16 protein-coding genes and 4 pseudogenes are annotated in these 19,702 nt (G+C 52.7%); 11 read left to right on the forward strand and 9 right to left on the reverse strand.

Translation table 11 applies throughout. From position 1 onward, the window contains the following. The first annotated feature begins 28 nt into the window (after window positions 1-28). The 3 genes from AC1Q8Q_RS25755 to AC1Q8Q_RS25765 all read left to right on the forward strand — a co-directional run bounded on the left by AC1Q8Q_RS25755 (window position 29) and on the right by AC1Q8Q_RS25765 (window position 4,271). The gene (locus tag AC1Q8Q_RS25755; RefSeq protein WP_492615681.1) at window positions 29-1,363 is read left to right on the forward strand and encodes an MFS transporter; all 1,335 of its coding nucleotides are present in this window, start codon (window positions 29-31) and stop codon (window positions 1,361-1,363) included. A gap of 50 nt (window positions 1,364-1,413) precedes the next feature. Continuing rightward, window positions 1,414-2,874 (forward strand): aldehyde dehydrogenase family protein, encoded by a 1,461-nt coding sequence (locus tag AC1Q8Q_RS25760; RefSeq protein ID WP_492615693.1) that lies wholly within the window; start codon window positions 1,414-1,416, stop codon window positions 2,872-2,874. A 119-nt stretch (window positions 2,875-2,993) separates the two neighbouring features. Next, window positions 2,994-4,271 (forward strand): OprD family porin, encoded by a 1,278-nt coding sequence (locus AC1Q8Q_RS25765; RefSeq protein ID WP_492615682.1) that lies wholly within the window; start codon window positions 2,994-2,996, stop codon window positions 4,269-4,271. Window positions 4,272-4,395: 124 nt separating this feature from the next. Here AC1Q8Q_RS25765 and AC1Q8Q_RS25770 read toward each other — a convergent pair whose 3' ends face one another. Continuing rightward, the gene (locus AC1Q8Q_RS25770) at window positions 4,396-5,352 is read right to left on the reverse strand and encodes an AraC-like ligand-binding domain-containing protein (RefSeq protein WP_492615683.1); all 957 of its coding nucleotides are present in this window, start codon (window positions 5,350-5,352) and stop codon (window positions 4,396-4,398) included. Window positions 5,353-5,632: 280 nt separating this feature from the next. On the opposite strand from AC1Q8Q_RS25770, the gene AC1Q8Q_RS25775 reads away from it, so the two are divergent. The 4 genes from AC1Q8Q_RS25775 to AC1Q8Q_RS25790 all read left to right on the forward strand — a co-directional run bounded on the left by AC1Q8Q_RS25775 (window position 5,633) and on the right by AC1Q8Q_RS25790 (window position 9,902). Then, a complete protein-coding gene (locus AC1Q8Q_RS25775; protein WP_492615684.1) occupies window positions 5,633-6,238 on the forward strand; it encodes a hypothetical protein in 606 nt (201 codons plus the stop codon). Window positions 6,239-6,383: 145 nt separating this feature from the next. Then, a complete protein-coding gene (locus AC1Q8Q_RS25780) occupies window positions 6,384-7,391 on the forward strand; it encodes a carbon-nitrogen hydrolase family protein (protein ID WP_492615685.1) in 1,008 nt (335 codons plus the stop codon). A 29-nt stretch (window positions 7,392-7,420) separates the two neighbouring features. Then, window positions 7,421-8,668, forward strand: coding sequence for an MFS transporter (locus AC1Q8Q_RS25785; protein ID WP_492615686.1), 1,248 nt, complete (start codon window positions 7,421-7,423; stop codon window positions 8,666-8,668). 103 nt (window positions 8,669-8,771) lie between these two features. Continuing rightward, complete coding sequence (locus tag AC1Q8Q_RS25790) at window positions 8,772-9,902, forward strand: alpha-hydroxy-acid oxidizing protein (RefSeq protein WP_492615687.1); 1,131 nt, start codon at window positions 8,772-8,774, stop codon at window positions 9,900-9,902. On the opposite strand, the gene AC1Q8Q_RS25795 is transcribed toward AC1Q8Q_RS25790, so the two are convergent. The 8 genes and pseudogenes from AC1Q8Q_RS25795 to AC1Q8Q_RS25830 form a co-directional block, all read right to left on the reverse strand. Then, window positions 9,888-10,163: a cobalamin B12-binding domain-containing protein gene (locus tag AC1Q8Q_RS25795; protein WP_492615696.1), complete on the reverse strand. Its 276-nt coding sequence runs from the start codon at window positions 10,161-10,163 to the stop codon at window positions 9,888-9,890. The genes AC1Q8Q_RS25790 and AC1Q8Q_RS25795 overlap by 15 nt on opposite strands. A gap of 172 nt (window positions 10,164-10,335) precedes the next feature. Beyond that, window positions 10,336-10,617 (reverse strand): annotated as a pseudogene (locus tag AC1Q8Q_RS25800) (methylmalonyl-CoA mutase family protein); the annotation flags it as partial. Window positions 10,618-10,654: 37 nt separating this feature from the next. After that, window positions 10,655-11,017 (reverse strand): annotated as a pseudogene (locus AC1Q8Q_RS25805) (nitrilase-related carbon-nitrogen hydrolase); the annotation flags it as partial. A gap of 418 nt (window positions 11,018-11,435) precedes the next feature. Beyond that, window positions 11,436-12,206: an EAL domain-containing protein gene (locus AC1Q8Q_RS25810; RefSeq protein WP_492615688.1), complete on the reverse strand. Its 771-nt coding sequence runs from the start codon at window positions 12,204-12,206 to the stop codon at window positions 11,436-11,438. A gap of 72 nt (window positions 12,207-12,278) precedes the next feature. Continuing rightward, complete coding sequence (locus tag AC1Q8Q_RS25815) at window positions 12,279-12,788, reverse strand: methyl-accepting chemotaxis protein (protein ID WP_492615694.1); 510 nt, start codon at window positions 12,786-12,788, stop codon at window positions 12,279-12,281. Between the two features lie 33 nt (window positions 12,789-12,821). Next, a pseudogene (locus AC1Q8Q_RS25820) lies at window positions 12,822-13,622 on the reverse strand (PAS domain-containing protein); the annotation flags it as partial. A gap of 622 nt (window positions 13,623-14,244) precedes the next feature. Continuing rightward, on the reverse strand, window positions 14,245-14,655 hold the full coding sequence (gene uraH / locus AC1Q8Q_RS25825) for a hydroxyisourate hydrolase (RefSeq protein WP_492615689.1): 411 nt from the start codon (window positions 14,653-14,655) through the stop codon (window positions 14,245-14,247). A gap of 10 nt (window positions 14,656-14,665) precedes the next feature. Further along, on the reverse strand, window positions 14,666-15,169 hold the full coding sequence (locus tag AC1Q8Q_RS25830; RefSeq protein ID WP_492615690.1) for a GlcG/HbpS family heme-binding protein: 504 nt from the start codon (window positions 15,167-15,169) through the stop codon (window positions 14,666-14,668). 150 nt (window positions 15,170-15,319) lie between these two features. On the opposite strand from AC1Q8Q_RS25830, the gene AC1Q8Q_RS25835 reads away from it, so the two are divergent. The 4 genes and pseudogenes from AC1Q8Q_RS25835 to AC1Q8Q_RS25850 form a co-directional block, all read left to right on the forward strand. Continuing rightward, a complete protein-coding gene (locus tag AC1Q8Q_RS25835) occupies window positions 15,320-15,991 on the forward strand; it encodes a heavy metal response regulator transcription factor (protein WP_492615691.1) in 672 nt (223 codons plus the stop codon). Further along, entirely contained in the window at window positions 15,988-17,358 is a 1,371-nt protein-coding gene (locus AC1Q8Q_RS25840) for a heavy metal sensor histidine kinase (RefSeq protein WP_492615692.1), read from the forward strand. The genes AC1Q8Q_RS25835 and AC1Q8Q_RS25840 overlap by 4 nt, the downstream gene beginning before the upstream one ends. 309 nt (window positions 17,359-17,667) lie before the next feature. After that, entirely contained in the window at window positions 17,668-19,227 is a 1,560-nt protein-coding gene (locus AC1Q8Q_RS25845) for a diguanylate cyclase domain-containing protein (protein WP_492615695.1), read from the forward strand. A gap of 289 nt (window positions 19,228-19,516) precedes the next feature. Further along, window positions 19,517-19,627: pseudogene (locus AC1Q8Q_RS25850) on the forward strand (TerC family protein); the annotation flags it as partial. Window positions 19,628-19,702 lie beyond the last annotated feature (75 nt).

Here is a 19,702-nt window from a genome sequence, read left to right on the forward strand (position 1 = left end):
CCGTATAACAAAAACAAGAGACCTAATCATGATTCAAAAAAATGCAATAGAGATAGCGGGCGAAGCACCGCTGAGCAAGTTTCACTGCGGTCTTTTATTCTGGTGTTCTTTCATCATGTTGTTTGATGGATACGACCTGGTCATCTATGGATCTGTGGTTCCCCGCTTGATGGAGCAATGGTCGATCCCTCCAGTACAAGCGGGTTGGATGGGAAGTGCCGCTTTATTTGGCATGATGTTTGGTGCAATCGCTATTGGACCATTCGCAGACCGTTTTGGTCGCCGCAAGATCATCCTCGGGGCCATCGCCCTTGCAAGCGTGAGCGCATTTGCAAACGCGTTCGCATGGGATGTGCAAAGCTTCGCAGCGTTACGATTCCTTACTGGAGTCGGGCTCGGTGGCGCTATTCCGAACATCGTAGCGCTGATGAGCGATCTGTCGCCCACGACGCGACGTAGTACGCTGACTACCATCATGCTCAGCTTCTATTCCATTGGTGCGATGATCTCGGCACTGGTTTCCATGCTCGTTATACCGAAGTTTGGATGGGAGGCGACCTTCCTCATTGGTGGGCTGCCATTGCTTTGCCTTCCCTGGATGTATCGTTACCTCCCCGAGTCTCTGCCCTTTCTGCTGTCGAAGGACAAGAGTGCTGCCATTGTCCTCCTGACGCGCATCGTTCCAGGCATCGATATCTCGTCTGTTCGTTTTGAGCCGGCTGTACGGACCTCATCATCGACACCTCTTTCCCGACTTTTCAAAGAGGGACGAGGGGTTGGTACCGTATTTCTTTGGCTCGGTTTCGGCATGTGCATGTTGATGGTTTACGGTCTCAATACCTGGCTGCCGAAGATCATGGTTGCTGGGGGATATCCTCTTGGCTCCAGCCTCATGTTTCTGGTGACATTGAATCTTGGCGCCACGATAGGTGCCCTGGGTGGTGGCTGGTTGGCAGATCGTTGGGGCTGTAAGCCTACGTTAATCTTGTTCTTCGCATTGGCTGTCGTTTCGCTGTGCACCCTGGGGATCAAGCCAGGGCCCATACTACTTAACGTCATGCTATTGATTGCCGGTGCCACTACCATCGGCACTCTTGCGGTCATCCATGCCTTTGCTGCTCAGCAATACCCAAGCGAAATGCGCTCGACTGCCGTCAGTTGGTGTTCGGCCATAGGTCGATTTGGGGGCGTCGCTGGCCCAGCTTTGGGCGGGCTAATGCTGAGCCTGAACCTGCCGCTTCAACTGAATTTCATCTGCTGTGCGATACCAGGATTGATCGCAATTTTTGCTATCGCGATGGTTAAGCGGCGAGCCGCGCATTCAAATGAAATGGCGTCCAAGCCGATCGATGCGCATTCCTGAATTCTAAGCATCACAGCCTAAGGAGACATCACGTGAGCCAAGCCAACCGTATGCCTTACCAAGAAATGCAACTGCTGCCGATTGCAGGAGAGTGGCGTAAGGGCAGCAGCGGCAACCTGCTTAAAGTTACTGATCCGTTCACTGGCGAGACCTTGTTAGAGATCGTTCAGGCTGATCGCGATGATCTTGATCAAGCCTATATCGCTGCTGAACAGGCTCAGGCAGCCTGGGCCTGCATGGGCCCAGGACAACGTTCCGCGATATTGCTAAGAGCAGTTCAAATCTTTGATGAACGCCGTGAGGAAATCGTCGACTGGATCATTCGCGAGTCCGGCAGCACGCGGATCAAGGCTCAAATCGAATGGGGAGCGGCTCGTGCCATCACCCAAGAGTCGGCCTCATTTCCTGCTCGTGTTCACGGTAGAATCCTGCCCTCCAATGTGCCTGGTAAGGAAAATCGCGTTTATCGTGAACCACTCGGCGTGGTCGGAGTGATTAGCCCTTGGAACTTCCCATTGCACCTGACCCAACGATCTGTGGCTCCAGCACTTGCGCTGGGCAACGCTGTTGTCATCAAACCGGCGAGTGATACTCCAGTCACCGGTGGATTGCTCACCGCGAGAATTTTCGAAGAAGCCGGCGTACCCAAAGGTGTAATCAGCGTCTTGGTTGGTTCCGGTGCTCAGATCGGCGACGCTTTCGTAGAGCATCACATTCCGAAATTTATCTCGTTTACAGGCTCTACACCGGTAGGGCTGAACATTGGGCGCATTGCGAGCGGTGGCAAGCATCTTAAACATGTGGCGCTGGAACTCGGTGGCAACAGCCCATTTGTAGTGCTGGCTGATGCAGACCTTGATCAGGCCGTTGCTGCGGCGGTAATGGGAAAATTCCTGCATCAAGGCCAGATTTGTATGGCCATTAACCGGATCATCGTCGAAGACGCCCTCTATGATCGTTTCGTAGAGCTCTATGCGGCGAAAGTCAGGACGCTGAAGGTTGGTAATCCCAAGGATGCTGACACCGTGATCGGCCCTATCATCAATCGCAAACAGCTTGAAGGGCTGTTAATCAAGGTTTCTCGAGCCAAGGAAGAAGGTGCTAGAGCCGTCGTCGAAGGAGAGGCCGAAGGGAATCTACTTCCACCACACGTTTTTGCCGATGTCACTGCGGATATGGAGATTGCACGGGAAGAAATCTTTGGCCCCCTCGTAGGCATCCAGCGCGCTCGCGATGAAGCCCACGCATTGACGCTGGCTAACGACAGCGAGTATGGCCTTTCCAGTGCTGTGTTCACCAAAGATCTGGAGCGCGGAGCACGCTTCGCTCGGCAGATTAAGGCGGGCATGACGCACGTCAACGATATCCCCGTTAATGATGAGGCGCACGCCCCGTTTGGCGGAGAGAAGAACTCCGGGCTCGGAAGATTCAATGGTGAATGGGCTATCGAAGAATTTACTACCGACCATTGGATTAGTGTCCAAATGACGCCTCGCACTTATCCATTCTAAGTAATTTATATTCGCTCTTAAAGTTAGACCCCGTCTACGTAATTTTAGCAATATCTGCCCTTTGGTTCTCTAAAGGGCGGTTTGCTATCGCCATCCAAAAAAATAAAAATGGTAAACTTATGCAAGCTTTCATAAAGTCAAAGTGCGGTGCACTCGCAATAAGTTGCGTGACCTTGATCCCGCCATTATCAGCTAAGGCGGACTGGGTTGACGATAGTAAAGTTACGTTGGGGCTGCGTAACGCTTACATAGATCGTGACTTTAAACAAAACGATGCACCCAAATCTAGGGTTGGCAGTTGGACTCAGGGTTTCGATTTGCGTTTCATCTCTGGCTATACCGATGGCCCAATCCAGTTCGGTTTTGATAGTAACGCCCAATGGGCGTACCGGCTGGACGGGGGAGGTGGTCGAGGCCCTGACAGCATCATCCCTTACGATGCAACCCGTGGGGAGCAGGTCAGAGAATATGGGCGCTCGAGTGTCACGGGAAAAATTCGCGTCTCCAAAACAGAGCTTAAAATCGGTGAGTTACGCCCGACGCTGCCCGTTGCGTATTTCGACGATTCTCGCCAGCTGATTACAACTTATCAGGGCGCACTACTGGAGTCGAAAGAATGGGAGGGTCTGACGCTTACCGGAGGGCGTATCACTGAAATTGCAGCCCGTAACTCCTCCAACCACGAAAAAATCTACTTGATGAATGGCCCTGATATCAAACGCCGTAGCGATGGGTTGAATTTCGCAGGTGCGACCTATCAATTCACACCCGGGCTTTCTGGTACCTATTTTTATGGGCAACTTGAAGATATCTACAAACAGCATTACCTCGGGCTTACGGATGTTGTTGAGCTGGGAGGAGGTTACTCGTTGAAGGCCGATCTTCGTTATTATCACAATAATGAAGACGGTAGTGCACTCTATGGACCAATCGATAATAAAACCTATGGCGGCATGACGACCTTGAAAAAGTCTGGTCATGCGTTTGGGATCGGCTATCAGCGCATGCTCGGCGAGTCAGCGTTCCCACTGTTTAATGGATATGCTCCACAGCCTTATTTGGTGAACTGGTCAACGCTTGGATTTTTCAAACCCAATGAAAGCTCTTGGCAGATCAGGTACGACTACGATTTCGCTGCCATGGGAATTCCAGGGCTGAAGGTGATGACCCGGTATATGCGCGGTACCGGAATCGACCGGGGCAGCAATGCACTGGATAAGAATGTCGAGAGCGAAAGCAACCTGTTGTTGAGCTATGTCATCCAAAGTGGCCTATTTAAAAATGTCGGGTTTGAATGGCGTCACATCGATGTCAAGACTCGATTCGGTAGTGGAGGACTATCTGGCGCGGACTATGACGAGAATCGCCTGATCACTACCTACACCTATCAATTCTAAGAGGCAGACATGCATATCGGAGTGCCTCCGTGCTCAGATAAGGATGAAAGATCTGTCGAGAAAAAGCGGCAAAGTGCTTTGTCCTTGTCGAAGCATGATGGAGTTACGCGGCCCCCTGGATCATCTATCCAATCAGGTGCTGCTTACGGAACTCCTTGGGAGTCATTCCGGTTTCGCGTTTGAATGCACGGCTGAAGTGCGTGCAATTGCTGAACCCCCAATCAAATGCGATATCACCAATATTCTTTTCTTTCAAAACAGGACTCTTCAGATCGCGTTGACAAAACTGAAGCCGTTGAGTCCAGATCCACTGAGAAAGTGGCTGATCTTCTTTCTCAAAAATTCGATATAGAGAACTCACCGACATCTTGAGATCTAAAGCAATCCTCTCGATATTCAGGCTCGGATCTCCCAGGTTCTGAAGTATGTAACTCTTTACCCTGGACAGATGAAAGGTCTGAAGTTTAGATACTTCGCCTTGTTGAGCCTGAGGTAAGGACTGCAAGCCTCCAACTACCAACTCAATCAAAGCGTTGGCTATCGGATCCAGCACGGTTGTTGCCATCTCAGCCTTGCTTTCTGCAAGAGAGCGCAGCATGCCGCCCAGCAAGATACTAGGGCTTGATTGGGCGCCTATTGTCAAACCGCATAGGCGATCAGGGCTGCTCACGTGAGCGCTAAGAAGGCTGCGAGGAATTCTAAGGATATACTTGCTGAAGTTTTCGCAATATCTCATTTCAAATGGCCGAGTGCTGTCGTAGAGAACGAAATCTCCAGCTCTCTGTTGGGATTCTTTATCACACTGTCTTAGAAACCCCTGTCCGGAAACTTGATAGCTGACCATAAAATAGTCAGCGTCAGAGCTGCGGACTAAACGAGCGCTTCGGGTCACCTGATGCGGACTGGCCGTCATGGCCATTAAGTCTACTGGCCCCACGGACGCATGTTGCAGATCCGCGCTAAAGGACGTCCCCGCGCCGGCAACGCACTCCAGAGGCATAAACATTTTCCCAATTGTTTCCCTCCAAAAAGGTAGGCGGTCACCTTCGGGTATTGCCCTTGTTGAGAGTGTGGTGTGCATGGTGAGTGTCCTGCGCTGGCTGCTTGCCTAAAAAGCAAGCAAATAAGGTGCCTCTCCCACCGAGGTTTATCGAATTGAGATTCACAGTTCAGTAATGTTGGAAGCGGAGTACAGGAAGGCCTTCATTTCGCTTTCTCGCCACCGCCACTCGCCTCATTTCAGAGCGTGGCGTCGATTTTCGCACCCGTCTGATGACGCACTCCACCTTAAGAAATAGAGGCAACTTCCTCAGGAAGTGGAGGGCGGCGGTTTACTCCAAAGCCCTGCGATAGTTCTCAACGTGCTCGACAAATGGAGCACTCGCATTGAAAAACGTATAGCAGCTGGCGGTTTAGCCCTCGTAGAGTCAATCAGAATCCCCGCCCTTGCTGCTGAGCCTTTAGCATCAGACTCGCCATGGCTGAAGGGTAATTGGGCGGGGAAACGCAATGAGCTTAGTGAGCAAGGGTTTTCCCTTGGGCTGTTCCACGTAAATGAACTGGCTACGAACGTGCGAGGTGGGCATGACCAAAAGACAGCTTTGGAAACAAGTGATCAGACCACGGCACTGTTTAACTACGATTTGAGTAAAAAACTCGGTGTGGATGGAGAATTCAGCCTCGTCGTAACTAATCGAAACAACCATGAGTTACTTACAAACACTCGCGTGAACGACCCTCGCACGGGTTCACTTCCAAATCTCTCGCAAGAAGTGTGGGGCGTTGGCTCTGTGACGCGCTTGCCCCGACTCACCTACCTCGCCGACTTTGACGTTAAGGCACAGCGCTGGTCTGTAACGGCAGGAGCGTATGCATTGGGCCTAGGCCATAGCGCTACAGAATTCGTTGCCCAGCAGCATGTAGATCTGCCCAAGCAGGATTTCGCAGATCCCGTCGTGAGCCGCTAAGCCATTTTTCTTCATGCCTGGGTGCCCTCCACCCATGGCATGGAGAAGCTAGAGCAAATCTGACAAGACTTTCAGCACATTCCAATCGGGCATTTTCATCAAAGATGCAGGCAACGGCTGCGTGCCATCTTTTTTTGAGGTTTCTATGTCTTTTTCAACTTCGTATCGAGTCGCAGTGGTACAGGCAGCACCCGTCTTCATGGATCGTAGCGCGACGGTTGATAAGTGCATTCAGTTGATTGCCGAGGCAGCTGGCAACGGTGCTCGGGCAATCGCGTTTCCGGAAAACTTCATTCCTGGTTACCCATGGTTTTTCTGGCTGGGGTCACCAGCTTGGGCAATGCAGTACATGCTGCAATATCACGCGCAGGCCTTGGTGATTGATAGCCCTGACTATCGTCGGTTGGAGCAAGCGGCAGCCGATCATGAAATCTTCGTGTGCCTCGGATTCACCGAGCGATCCAATGGCAGCTTGTACATGGCGCAGGCTTTCATTGACGACCAGGGCCGTACCCTGTCAACCCGACGCAAGCTCAAACCAACCGTGGCAGAGCGCATGGTCTTTGGGGAGGGCGACGGTAGTGATATCCAAGTTCATGAAACCAACATTGGTCGTCTCGGGGGACTTTGCTGCTGGGAGCATATTCAGCCACTGACCAAATTCGCGATGTACAGCAAGCATGAGCAAGTGCACGTCGCCGCATGGCCAGGTTTTTCCCTCTATACGGACGTCACCCCGGCAATTGGTGGAGAGGTTAACAACGCCGTAAGCCGCACATATGCCGTAGAAGGCCAGTGTTTCGTTCTCGCCCCGTGCGGGATGGTTTCCGAGGACGTTGTTGAGTTGCTATGCCAAACGGATGAAGCACGTAATTTGCTAAAGGTCGGGGGAGGCTTCGCGCGCATCTATGGGCCCGACGGCGCCGATTTGGCCACTCCATTACCGCCAGACCAGGAAGGACTGCTGTACGGGGACATCAACCTTGACGCCGTCACGATGGCCAAAGTTGCAGCAGATCCGGTGGGCCACTACTCCCGAAGCGATGTAACAAGACTGCTGTTTAACAGCGAGCCACGCAGGCCCGTTACAGAGGACGCATCAATCGGTTCGGATGACAAGCTCGCTCTTGTTGAAGACCTTGAAGCCAATTAATCGATATCCCTTTTTGATGGGTGCATAACATGCAGCATAAATCGCTTGGTGATTCAGCTTACGAGTGGAAAATGGTGTGGCTGCTAGCGGTGCTGTTTGGCATCGTAGGCCTGGATCGGTTAGTGGTGGTGTACTTGTTTCCAATCTTGATACCAGAGTTGGGGTTGAGTAATACCCAAGCCGGTGCAATCGCTTCCGTATTGGCGCTGACATGGGCGCTGTCTACTTATGTTCTTGGTGGCGTGAGTGATCGCCACGGTCGGAAGAAGGTGTTGATCTACTCCGGCATTTTCTTCTCACTCATGACATGGATGACGGGAGCTGTAAAAAGCTTCACTGGAATGCTGGTCGTTCGAGGCCTTCTTGGCGTAGGTGAAGGAGGGGTTTTCAGTGCAAGTGTCGCGACGCTCGCAGAGATATCGACGCCCAAACGGCGAGGGCTCAATATGGGCATTCACCAAGCATTCTTTCCGCTGTTGGGCATCGGTTTGGGCCCGATCATTGCGACTCAATTAAGTTTGTATATGCCATGGGAGTGGGTGTTCTTTCTGCTCGGGATTCCTGGGTTGATTTTGACGGTGTTGCTCGCGAAGCTCATGCGCGAACCCAGGAAGGTGTCTGTCGAGCGCGATGCACACAAAAGCGCTCCTCTCACCAGCGTGCTCAAATTCCGTAATATCTGGGTGACCACAGTCATCGGCTCTCTGTTTCAGACGGGTTTGTTCGTATTCTCGACCTTCGTCGCGCTTTACCTCACTCAAGTGGTGGGGCTGTCGTTGAGCACGACGGGATTGATCGTCTCGGGCTGGGGGTTCGGTGGCTTCATAGGAATGATCGCTGTACCCGCCTTGTCGGATCGATGGGGGCGTAAACCTGTGCTGGTGACTTGCGCCACTATTTACGGTCTGCTGATGCTCGCATTTGCTCTAAGCCACGCCGGCCCTTGGGTGATGTTTTCGATCCTGTTTGTCGCCGGCATCTTCGGATTTGGCATCGGACCATTGTTCTTGGCCGTGATTCCTAGCGAGTCCGTCCCTTCCAATATGACCGGAGCAGCAGTTGGTGTGCCAACGGGTGTAAGCGAATTAATTGGCGGAGTATTGATGCCTGTGATTGCAGGTGGTTTGGCCGATTTATACGGCTTGGCGCTACCCATGATGGTAGTGGGAGCGGTATCGCTTGCAGCGGCTGTCACTGGTTTGTTCCTGATCGAAACCGCACCAGGTGCTGCTACCAATCGAGTCACGTCCTCACCACTCCCGGTTACTTCTGAATAAGCGTGATCTATACAAGGCCTGGATAGTATCGATTTGATCAATCAGCCCCCGCTCAATAGAGTGGGGTCTTTACGTTGTATTCTCGTACTGCCGTGAGGACACCATGAGCTTAGCTTTTAGCGTTGAAGGTTTTCGTTCACTGGCGCAACGGCGCCTTCCCAGAATGGTCTTCGACTATCTTGAAGGCGGCGCCGATGATGAAAAATGCCTGCAGCGTAATCGGGACGCGTTCGACCATTGGGAGCTCATCCCAAGGCGCTTGGTTGATGTCGCCCAGCGTGATCTGAGCGTCAATGTCTTCGGTGCTACTCAGCCACTGCCGCTCATGGTAGCTCCAACGGGGCTTAATGGGGCAATCTGGCCGAAGGGCGATATCGCTCTGGCAAGGGCGGCTAGGAAAGCCGGTATCCCCTTTATATTGTCCACGGCGGCCAATGCGTCCATTGAGGAGGTCGCGGAAAAAGCGGGAGGGGAATTGTGGTTCCAGCTCTATGTAGTGCACCCATCACTTGCTGATCAACTCGTAGCTCGTGCACTGGCGGCAGGTTACCGAACGCTAATGCTGACCACTGATGTTGCGGTGAACGGCAAGCGTGAGCGTGATTTACGTAGTGGTTTTGGCCTGCCTTTCAAGTACACGCCGAAGGTAATGCTCGATGGAATGCTCCATCCGCGCTGGTCTATAAGCTTGCTTACAGGTGGGATGCCGCAGATGGCAAATTTCGCCAACCAGGACGCCAACAACGTAGAGCTTCAAGCTGCGCTACTGTCGAGGAAAATGGATGCCAGTTTCAACTGGGATTCACTTAAAAGATTGCGAGAGCTCTGGCCACACCGGCTGTTAGTCAAAGGAGTCCTTCACCCTGAAGACGCTGCGCGTTGTATAGCGCTCGGAGCTGACGGCGTAATCCTCTCAAACCATGGCGGGCGGCAACTTGATTCGAGCTGCTCGCCTATGTCCGTTCTTAAGCAAATTGCCAATGCTCATCCGGGCAAGGTGCTTGTTGATAGCGGTTTCAGACGTGGTTCTGACGTTGTTAAAGCTATGGCGCTCGGTGCCGGTGGCGTTCTGCTAGGCAGGCCACTGCTCTACGGTCTGGCTGCAGCTGGCGAGGACGGGGCTAGTCAGGTGCTGAGCATTATCAAGGACGAGATGGATCGCACACTTGCGAACATGGGCTGTGCCTCCATGGCGAGTTTGTCGCCCGACCATGTCACCTCAATCAGGGGGTGATACCAACAGGCTTATCTGCGGCCTCGGCTCTTTGTTTGGGGAGTCGGGCTCAATGGCAGCATGCCGCCGTTCTATCAGTTGCAGAAGCTTGGCCGTCATGTCGAGCACATCGCTTCCTGGCCCAAATACGGCATCTACTCCCAAGTCCATTAGCCGAGGAATATCCGTTTCGGGAATGATTCCTCCTAATACCACTGGCCATTTTGGAGTGTGAGAATTCGGAAACCCTAATAAATCCAATGAGACGAATGCCACGGTCATGACCATCCTGTCCCAGCTTGCTCAGCAGCACGTGGGGCCTGCGTCCAAGAAAATGTCTGAACGTTTCAACTCTTGCACACAAAGCCTGCCAGTCGGGGCAAGGAGTGCGAAGCGAGTCGTAGACTTCGGTTACAAACTTCGGTGTGTGCTGTTGCCGGGGCCAAGTCTGTGCAAGAGCAGCCATGCATTCACCTACGGTAGCCCGGGCGCTCATGGCGTCAATGCAAAGTGCCAGTAAGTTGGTCTGGTCATTGCGAGTGCCTTCGACAAGGGCACGAAGGTGAGCGCGTACAGCAGACTCATCACGTTTGGCCCGCATCTGTTTAAGGTTCTGCCGTTGGCGGTCACATACTGCCTGACCATTGATCTGCTGTACCGCAGGCCGCGTCTCGGCTTTCTGCGTATCCGGTGTTTCATGAGCGCTCAGTGTCCATCCTGATGTCTGGCAATGCATGCGAAGTGCCTGCGCGCTTGGACGATTGGCCCCTAACGGGCGTGATTTTTCGCCGGTGCTGGATCAAAGTTCCGTCGGCGTCAAACAGCAACTGCGCGTTGTAGATTGTGCCGCAATCGCGCTCGTTGACGCCGATGCAGGCGACGATCTGGGCCTCGCGGCAAGCATGGCCGATTTGCCGGGTTACATCGCTTGGCACAGTGACGGATTCTTCAAGCAGCAACAGGTGCTGCTTACCCATGGCAAATGGCGGCTGCACGAACGAAAAATAGGGGTAGTACGGCACCACGGTTTCCGGGAAAACCGCAAACTGCACGCCTTCTTTTCCCAGCTCAAGCAACTGACGGCAGAGTTTATCGACGGTGGCCTGACGTGATGGATCCGGAGCATTGGCGCGAATTGGAAACGGCCTCGATTTCGCGAGGCCGGCTCTCAACGAGAAGCAACCATTCGCAGCTGCCTGCCTAACGACGACGCACGCTACGTGCCTGAGACGCGATACCAACTTTGGTTGGGTGCAAGTTTGCTCAATAAGTTACAACATACGGGGCAATCCTTGCGCACGTCGATGGCCACGACTAAACGGCTTTTGGGCGCTTGAGCTGAGTATTTGTTCAGCTTTAAACCGTCAGATTTGATCCGTTATAAGACGGATCCATGACCGTGGGTGCTCAACGTCGACGATCAAGGCCGTGCGGTATCCAGGTGAGCAGAAAAGGAGATGGGGCAATCCGAGTAATACTGTGAGCAAACAGATTATGCGCAAAAGACTCAGCGTATTGATCGCCTCGATTTATGAAAAATCAGGGCATCTATTCCTAGTCAATGTTCTGAGGCGGCCATGTGACGTTTGGCAGCGTTTCATATGCGGGCTTTGCAAACAGATAGCCTTGATAGTAGTTAATGCCCATGGCTAGTAACTGCTGTAGTTCAGCATTGGTCTCTACGCCCTCTGCAATCACTTCAATATTGAGCGCTTTGCATACACCGAGAATGCCTTGGACGATTGCCTGTCGCACCGGGTCAGTGCATATGCTACGTACCAAGGTCATGTCCAGTTTGATGATGTCGGGTTGAAACTCTGCCAGCAAATTGAGCCCCGCGTACCCAGCGCCAAAATCATCTATCGCTGTCTTGAAGCCTTTAAGACGATATTCTCGAATGATACTTTTTAGATGTTCCTTATCCACCAGCTCTTCGTTTTCGGTGATCTCAAAAATCAGTCTTTCGGTGGGAAATCCAAATCTGCGTGCGGCTTCAAGTGTTGCACGAATGCACGTGGCTGCTTGATATACCGCATTGGGTAAGAAATTGATGCTGACAAAGCAGGGTATTTGTAAGCGTGAAGCAAGCTCCACAGCCTTGACTCGACATGCTTGGTCAAAGGCATAACGGTTCTGTTCGTTCACCTTTCCAAGAATGGCAGCGGCACCACTGCCATCGCAACCACGTACCAAAGCCTCGTAGGCAAAAATACTGTTGTCGCGCAGATCTACGATTGGCTGGAACGCCATACTGAACTCAAAACCCAGTTCTTTGCCATCCCTGCAGGCCCTACAAGTAGGGACTGGTTGTGATTTTTCGTTCATTCAAAACCTATTTTTCAATTACGCATCAATGTGTCTGTCACATCAGGATTTTGTTCAAGCCGCAAGGCTGAATCATCTAGCTAATGTCGACGAGAAATTGCTGATCGCGTGTACGACTTGGCGAGCACTATCCTGAATATCCATAATCACTTGACCAGCCTCTCCGGCTAATTTGACTCCTTGTTCCGCCTTGTCTTTACTCGCCTCCATCCTCGCTACTGCCCCCTGGGCCAATAAACGATTGTGCTGCACCACTTCGACAATTTTGATGGTGGCCTGGCTTGTGCGCGAAGCCAGATTGCGCACTTCGTCAGCGACCACCGCAAAACCGCGACCCTGCTCTCCGGCACGAGCCGCTTCGATGGCGGCGTTTAACGCAAGAAGATTCGTTTGTTCGGCGATGCCACGGATGGTCTGCACGATGCTGCTGATGACTTCCGACTGCTGACTGACATCATTGATACCTTCGGCTGCGTGATTCAATTCGCCAGCCAGGCTTTGCATGACATCCACGGTCTCCTGCACCACCCGGGCGCCTTCCTGTGCTGTATTGTCGGTTTTCAGTGAAGTCTCATAGGCCATGCGTGCTGCTCGTGACTCAGTTTCCTGCTGGAGAACCTGAGCAGTAATATCGCTCGCAAACTTAACTACTTTGTAAAGGCTGCCGTTGGCGTCGAACACTGGATTATAAGACGCACGTAACCAGACCGTTTGTCCCTGTTGGTTGAGGCGCTTGAAGTTAGCGGAGAAAAATTCGCCTTTATTCAGGTGCTCCCAGAACTGGCGATACTCGTTGGATTCACTTTCGCTACGTTCACAGAACAGACGATGGTGCTTTCCAACAATCTCATCGAGGCGGTAACCCATCACTGCAAGGAAGTTCTCGTTGGCGCTGATGACATCTCCCTGCCGGCTGAACTCAATGGTTGCCATGGAACGGTTAATCGCGTTGATTTGACTTTCCTGCTCTTGTTCCTTCTGCACCCGTGCAGTGACATCAGTAGCAATCTTGACGATCTTAATCACCCGCCCAGAGGCGTCGCGAACAGGGTTGTAGCTGGCCTCCAGCCAAATCTCATGCCCCTTTTTGTCCAGGCGCAGGAAGCGGTTGTTTATGGACTCACCATTACTCAGGCGTGACCAGAAACCTTGATAAGCGACGCTGTTTGCGTAGGTCGGTGTGCAAAGTATGCGGTGATGCCGGGAGTGAATTTCCTCAAGGCGATAGCCCATTACGCTGAGGAAATAGTGATTGGCGCCGAGGATCGTGCCGTCAGGTTGGAACTCAATCAGAGCCATGGAACCACCTAATGCTGCGAGGGTGGCTTCGCAGTCAGCGAAACGCTGCTTACTGATGGCCAGTTCTTTTTTGATTTTCGAGTTGAACATACGTACCTCAGTGGCTATGGACTCCATGGCGCTTTCATTAAGCCAACACAAATCCTATACAGCGCAGTAGAAACTGTACAAGAAAATTCGAGGTTGAGCACGAGAGAAGCATGTTGATCGCGGGTAATGCGCTGATCGGGCAGGGGACTGAGCGCCGAAAATTAACTATAGCTCCCAGGCGCAGGTTCAAGCCGATCACAGCGGACGCTAATAAACAAGGGTTGGGGCTCATTGTCCCCTCTGCGCAGGTCATTAATGTATAGAGCTCAGAACGGGCATCCATCAACAAAGGAAGGCGTCACCCACTGCTGATCAGTCTTGTGCGAATGACAGCGTCTTGTATAGGTTTGCATCAAGTACGCATAGGTACACACTGATGATGGACGCTATGCTTTGCACCTTGAAGTCCGCCGCATTCCCTTGTCTGGCATGGCCAATCGGGTCGAGTTATCAGCGGCCTGCAATTTATGGTCAAGGATCAGAAAGGCGCTGTCACCGGCATCACCCCTGTAACGTGAACCAAGCCTAAGGCGTGAACGTGGTCATCGCTGAAGGTTTTGATGCCGAAAAGTTAAGCGACAGTGCCGCCCTTTTGAGTAGGGGCGGCTGTCTTCTCCTTCGAACGGTATCCTTTAGTAACGCTTAACGATCAATTTCCTCGGTATGTGGAGAAACCGTAAGGGCTCAGAAGCAACGGGATGTGATAGTGAGGAACGGTACCGTCCACCTCAAAAATGACGGGTACCTCCGGAAAGAAGCTGGATGTTTTGTGCGACTTGAACCACTCGCCAGTCTTGAAGGTGACACGGTACGTACCTTTCTCCAGACCCCGACCTTCCGGATACAGCCCGGTAATACGACCTTGCTCATTGGTTGCCGCGCTGTTGAGCATGTCCCAGTTTTTCCCATCCTGTTTTTCCAACGTGACATTGACTCCAGGGGAGGGCAGGCCATCCTGCAAGTTGAGTACATGCACGCTCAATGGATTTGTTGCCGCTGATGCAAGGGTTGAAAGGGCACTCAATACAGCGCCAGCGAAGAAACTTTTCAATACATTCATGGGGATGTCCTTAATTTTTAACGGCAGGTAAAACTTTGTTGATAGCGACCTCTGCACAACCTTCATCGTTTGCAGCGCCCCCTGCACCGGCCACTCCGATGGCGCCGATGACCTGACCATCGAATTTCAATGGCACGCCTCCGCCCAGCAGCAACAACTCATCGAGGGTGTTGAGGTTTTCAGCATCTGGAATAGCGCGAGCACGCTCCGCCAACACGCGCGTCGAAGTCTTGGTCGACAGGGCGGTATAGGCTTTACGTTGTGCGGCTAAGGTGTTGTGCGGGCCGACATTGTCATCGCGTTGCACGGCAACCAGATTGCCGCCACGGTCGACAACTGCGGCAACGGCTGTGCGGCCATCGGCGTGACAGGCCGTCAGCGCGGCATTTAGCAAATCGTTGGCCATTGCAAGTGACACGTCCTTGCGCTGCGCAACTTGATCCGGGGCTGCAACGGCGAATGCAGAGCTCATTGCGAGTGGGATCAGCAATGAAGTCGATAGGCTTTTACGCATGCTGTTTCCTTGGTGGGTTGAGTCTGTCTGAGTCATTGCCAGACATCATGAACAGCGCACCCCGTCAGAATGATTGCCTGCGGATTACCAATATGTAATGTGAGAAATCAGCGAAGCGGGCTAGCCTGTGCTCCAGTCCTGGAGGAAAAAATGCGTATCCTGGTGGTTGAAGATGAAACGAAAATGGCGGATTACCTGCGCAAAGCCCTGACTGAATCGGGCTATGTCGTAGAGATCGCCCTTGACGGGCTGGATGGCCAGCATTTGGCGCAGGAGAGTGAGTACGATCTGATCATTCTGGATGTCATGCTGCCGGGGTTGGATGGCTGGCAATTGCTGCAAATCATCCGCCGTAAGTGGCAGACCCCGGTGCTGTTTCTCACCGCACGTGATTCGGTTGATGATAGGGTCAAAGGGCTGGAGTTGGGGGCCGATGATTATCTGGTCAAACCCTTTTCCTATGCCGAGCTGTTGGCGCGCGTACGCACTTTGCTGCGCCGTGGCCCGCCTCGCGAGGTGGAGCATTTTGTGGCTGGCGACCTGAGCCTGGATTTGTTGCGACGCAAGGTAACGCGCAACGGAGAGCGTCTGACCCTGACCAACAAGGAGTTCTCCCTGCTGCATCTGTTGCTGAGTCGTGAAGGGGAGGTTCTATCGCGCTCGCTGATTGCCTCTCAGGTCTGGCAGATGAATTTCGACAGTGACACCAATGTGGTGGATGTCGCTATCCGTCGACTGCGGGCCAAGGTTGACGATCCATACACGCTCAAGTTGATACACACAGTGCGTGGTATCGGATACATGCTTGAGGTGCAACCTTGAATTTGTTTCCGCGCACCTTGAGCCTGCGTCTGGCGATCATGTTCGCTTTGGTCAGCGCAGTGTTACTGGGCTCGATTGGTTTTTATCTTTATCAATCGTTACAGCGAGAGATTGCCTGGCGCGATGACCAGGCCCTGCTGGGTCGCCTGGAGCGAATGCAAGCATTGATCAGCGATAGCGACAGCATCGAGCAACTGCGAGGTCGGCCCAAGCTTTACGAAAACATGCTGGGCAATCGCGACAGTCTGCTATGGATTGTCGATGACACCGGCAAGGTGTTGATCGAAATCAACCCGGTGGGTATGACTTTTCCAAAGTTGCCGGCTGCCCCCCAGGCGCGCCTTGTTGAGGATCACTCTTCCGAGCCTGTGCGGCTTGCCTGGCAGGATGTCATGCAGGGTGATCGCGGCTTGACCCTGATCGCTGGCAAGTTGTTGGCTGAGCGTGAGCAGATGCTGGGGGTTTACCGACTCAGGCTTTGGTTGGCCATGTCAGTCGGAGCGCTATTGGCTTTTGCATTCGGTTGGTGGGTTAGTCAACGAGGCCTGCACCCTGTGCGCCTGCTGGCCAAGCGCGCTGCCGGAATCGATGTGCAGCATCTGCATCTGCGGCTGGATGAGTTCAGTGAGCTGAATGAGCTCAAACCGCTGTGTAATGCCCTCAACCAGATGCTTGCACGCCTTGAGGACGGATTCGCCCAGCTTTCACGTTTCTCCGAAGACCTCGCCCATGAGATGCGAACCCCACTAGGCAACCTGATGGGACATACCCAACAAACCCTGAGGCGCAGTCGTTCTATAGAGGACTATCAGAACCTGCTGGTTTCCAATCAGGAAGAGTATGAAAGGCTGGCCCGCATGATCGACAGCATGCTGTTTCTCGCTCGCACCGAGCAGCCAAACGCTTGCGTAAAATTCGAGCAAATCAACCTGCACGATCTGATCGAGCAGCTCTGTGAGTATTTCGAAGGGGTAGCGCAAGAACGAGATGTACAGCTGATAAACCAGGCCCAGGATCAATTGCTGGGGGATCCAGGCTTGATCCGTCGAGCACTGGCTAACTTGCTGGCGAATGCGCTGCGCTATGCAACTCCTACCTCTGCAGTGACGATCTGCAGCAGGGTTTTGGAGCACCGTCTCAACATCACGGTGCACAACCACGGCGAGCCGATTGCGGCAGAACATCTTCCACGATTGTTTGAGCGCTTTTACCGGTGTGACCCATCACGCAATCAACCCGACGATTCAGGTGGTCTGGGATTGGCCATCGTTCGTTCGATTATGCAACTGCATGGCGGTTGTATAACCGTTGATAGCAGTGACGCAGGAACGAGCTTTCACTTGGAGTTTCCCCTTATAAACGCCTGAGCTCAAACCGAAGGTATTGCACACGACACAGCGAATGATGGCAAATTGCCCTATAGTGAGTCTCGTTGCAGTGGTGACCATCGAGGAAGCAGCAAATGGAGCTCGAAAATTTTTCTTTCGAGCACATGCGAAAGGGGGAGTCGCAGTGCAGAGCACAAATCGTATCGGATCTGATTCCTTGGGAATTTTTTTCAATGCTCAGCGACCTTCAAATCGGCATTTATCGTTCGTTCACCCGCGATCTCTTTTAGCTTCAACGGTGCTTGCCAAGGCTCGGCTCTCACTCTGCGCCTTGGAAAAGTTAAAGTGATGCTTACCAGGCGGCGCCGCTCCCTGGCAGGTTTCATTATCCTCGCTGTCGGATTGGTCGGTTTTTCAGCTCTGTTACTGCTGAAGTCTGAGACTGAGCGTAGAGAAAAGCGTTTCTCGGAATACGTGCAAAATATTTCAGGTATCGTGCGAAATCAGCTTGATACTAATGAGGCTGTGCTGGCGGGTTTCTCGGCATTTCTTCAGGCCGTCGATCAGAGCGATACGGAAGCTGCGGCCCGGTATGCAGCTGTCGTTTTAGCCGCTTACCCTCATATTTATATGCTTGAGGCGGCGCGGGCGGTACCCATCGCCGAACAGGCGGCTTTTGAAGATCTGTTGCGCCGTACTTGGCGTCCAGACTTTCAACTCAAGGATTTTCCGAGTCTCACTCACCAACCTGCGCAACATCAGGTCTATCTCAATGAGACTTGGCCTGTGTTGTTCATGTACCCCTTACTCCCTGAATCGAGTTCGATCTATGGCGTCAAGCTAGAAACCGTCGCCTATCTCTCCTATGCGTTGGCTCGAACACACAATAATCAGAAGCCGGTCGTATCGCCTGTTTTCTCAATGTATGAGGGCGGTGACGCTTACATTCTGATGCAGTCAGTCATTCGTCCTGAACAGGATCGAGAGAACACTCGCCCCAATTTCTTTGGCAGCACGATGGTGTCTTTGCTTTTGATCAAGACGGATTCGCTAAAGGATGCTGTGAGTTATGCGAACGTGGATCCCCTGGTTCGCGTCAGTGCGGCCCTGAAAACCGCTGCAGGATCTGAAAGCAATGTTTTTTCAACGCAGACCGAGCAAGCCTGTATCTTGGATCGCTTCCTATTACCGGCGCTATCTGACCGGGTCGAGATCAGGAGTGTTTCGCAACCGATGACCTTGTTGTTTGAGCGTCAGTTGCGATTGGAGGATATTCTGACAGCGCAAACATTGATCATCCTTGCGGTTCTCGCGGGGGCGTTCGTGCTTGTGCCTGTGGTGTTGACTCGGCATTTCAAAGCGATCGAAAGAGCAGAGGTTGAACACGAACGCTCGGTTTATCTCGCAACTCATGACGTGCTCACCCAATTGCCTAATCGCTACCTTTTCGCCGATCGCTTTGAACAGGCCTTCGCCGATTGGAACGTGAACGGGGTTCCGTTTGCCGTGCTGTTGATCGACCTGGATCACTTCAAGGATATCAACGATAAGTACGGCCATGAGGTCGGCGATCAGGTTCTCCGAGCGGTCGCAAATCGCATGCTTCAAGCCACTCGCTCGTGTGACACCATCGCACGCTACGGCGGGGATGAGTTCGTGATTCTGGTTACAGGCATTACCCACCCCGAGAGTGCGGAACTGAAGGCGGCGAGAGTGCTCGAAACCATCGAGCAGACAGTCGTGACCAGTGCGGGAGAGCTTTCAATATCGTGCAGTATTGGTGTCTCGCTCTGTCCTATCCATGGCAATAGTCTCGATACATTGCTTAAGGCAGCGGATCAGGCCATGTATGGCGTTAAACAACTGGGGCGAAGAGGAGTCGCGATGACTGAGTCCCCGCAAGCTTGAGATGCTAATAGGATGTTCAGGCTCATTTAATCGCTAAGTTCGGCAACAAAAAAAGCCAGGGAGCCAGGCTCTATTAAAGGTTCTCTGGATGCAGATATCATTTTTGCATATCGGCATTCCGACTTCTGATGCGGCCTTCCAGAATGAAATAACTTGCAACTCTTGTGTGATTGAGAAACCGCACGCGTCTCTCTAGATTTGATGTCGCAATGCCGGGCCCCTCTGACAGCTACCCGCTGCCATGTCGGAGTTGCAGTTTGTACAACTTCGACACTTAGAGGAGGGGCTCATGACTGCCCTAGAACCGTTCTTCCTGGCCGAGTTCCTCGGCACCGCCACTTGGTTGTGGCTAGTCTTTATCAGCATCGTGATAGGCCTGTTGGTCTTCGACCTCGGGGTGGACTTGCCCCTACCAAACTGGACACCAACTCCCCGTTAAATTGATGTTGCTGCCAAGCGCCTGAACTCCCTCGGC

It is taken from the genome of Pseudomonas sp. GW823-FHT06B06 (assembly GCF_058795195.1).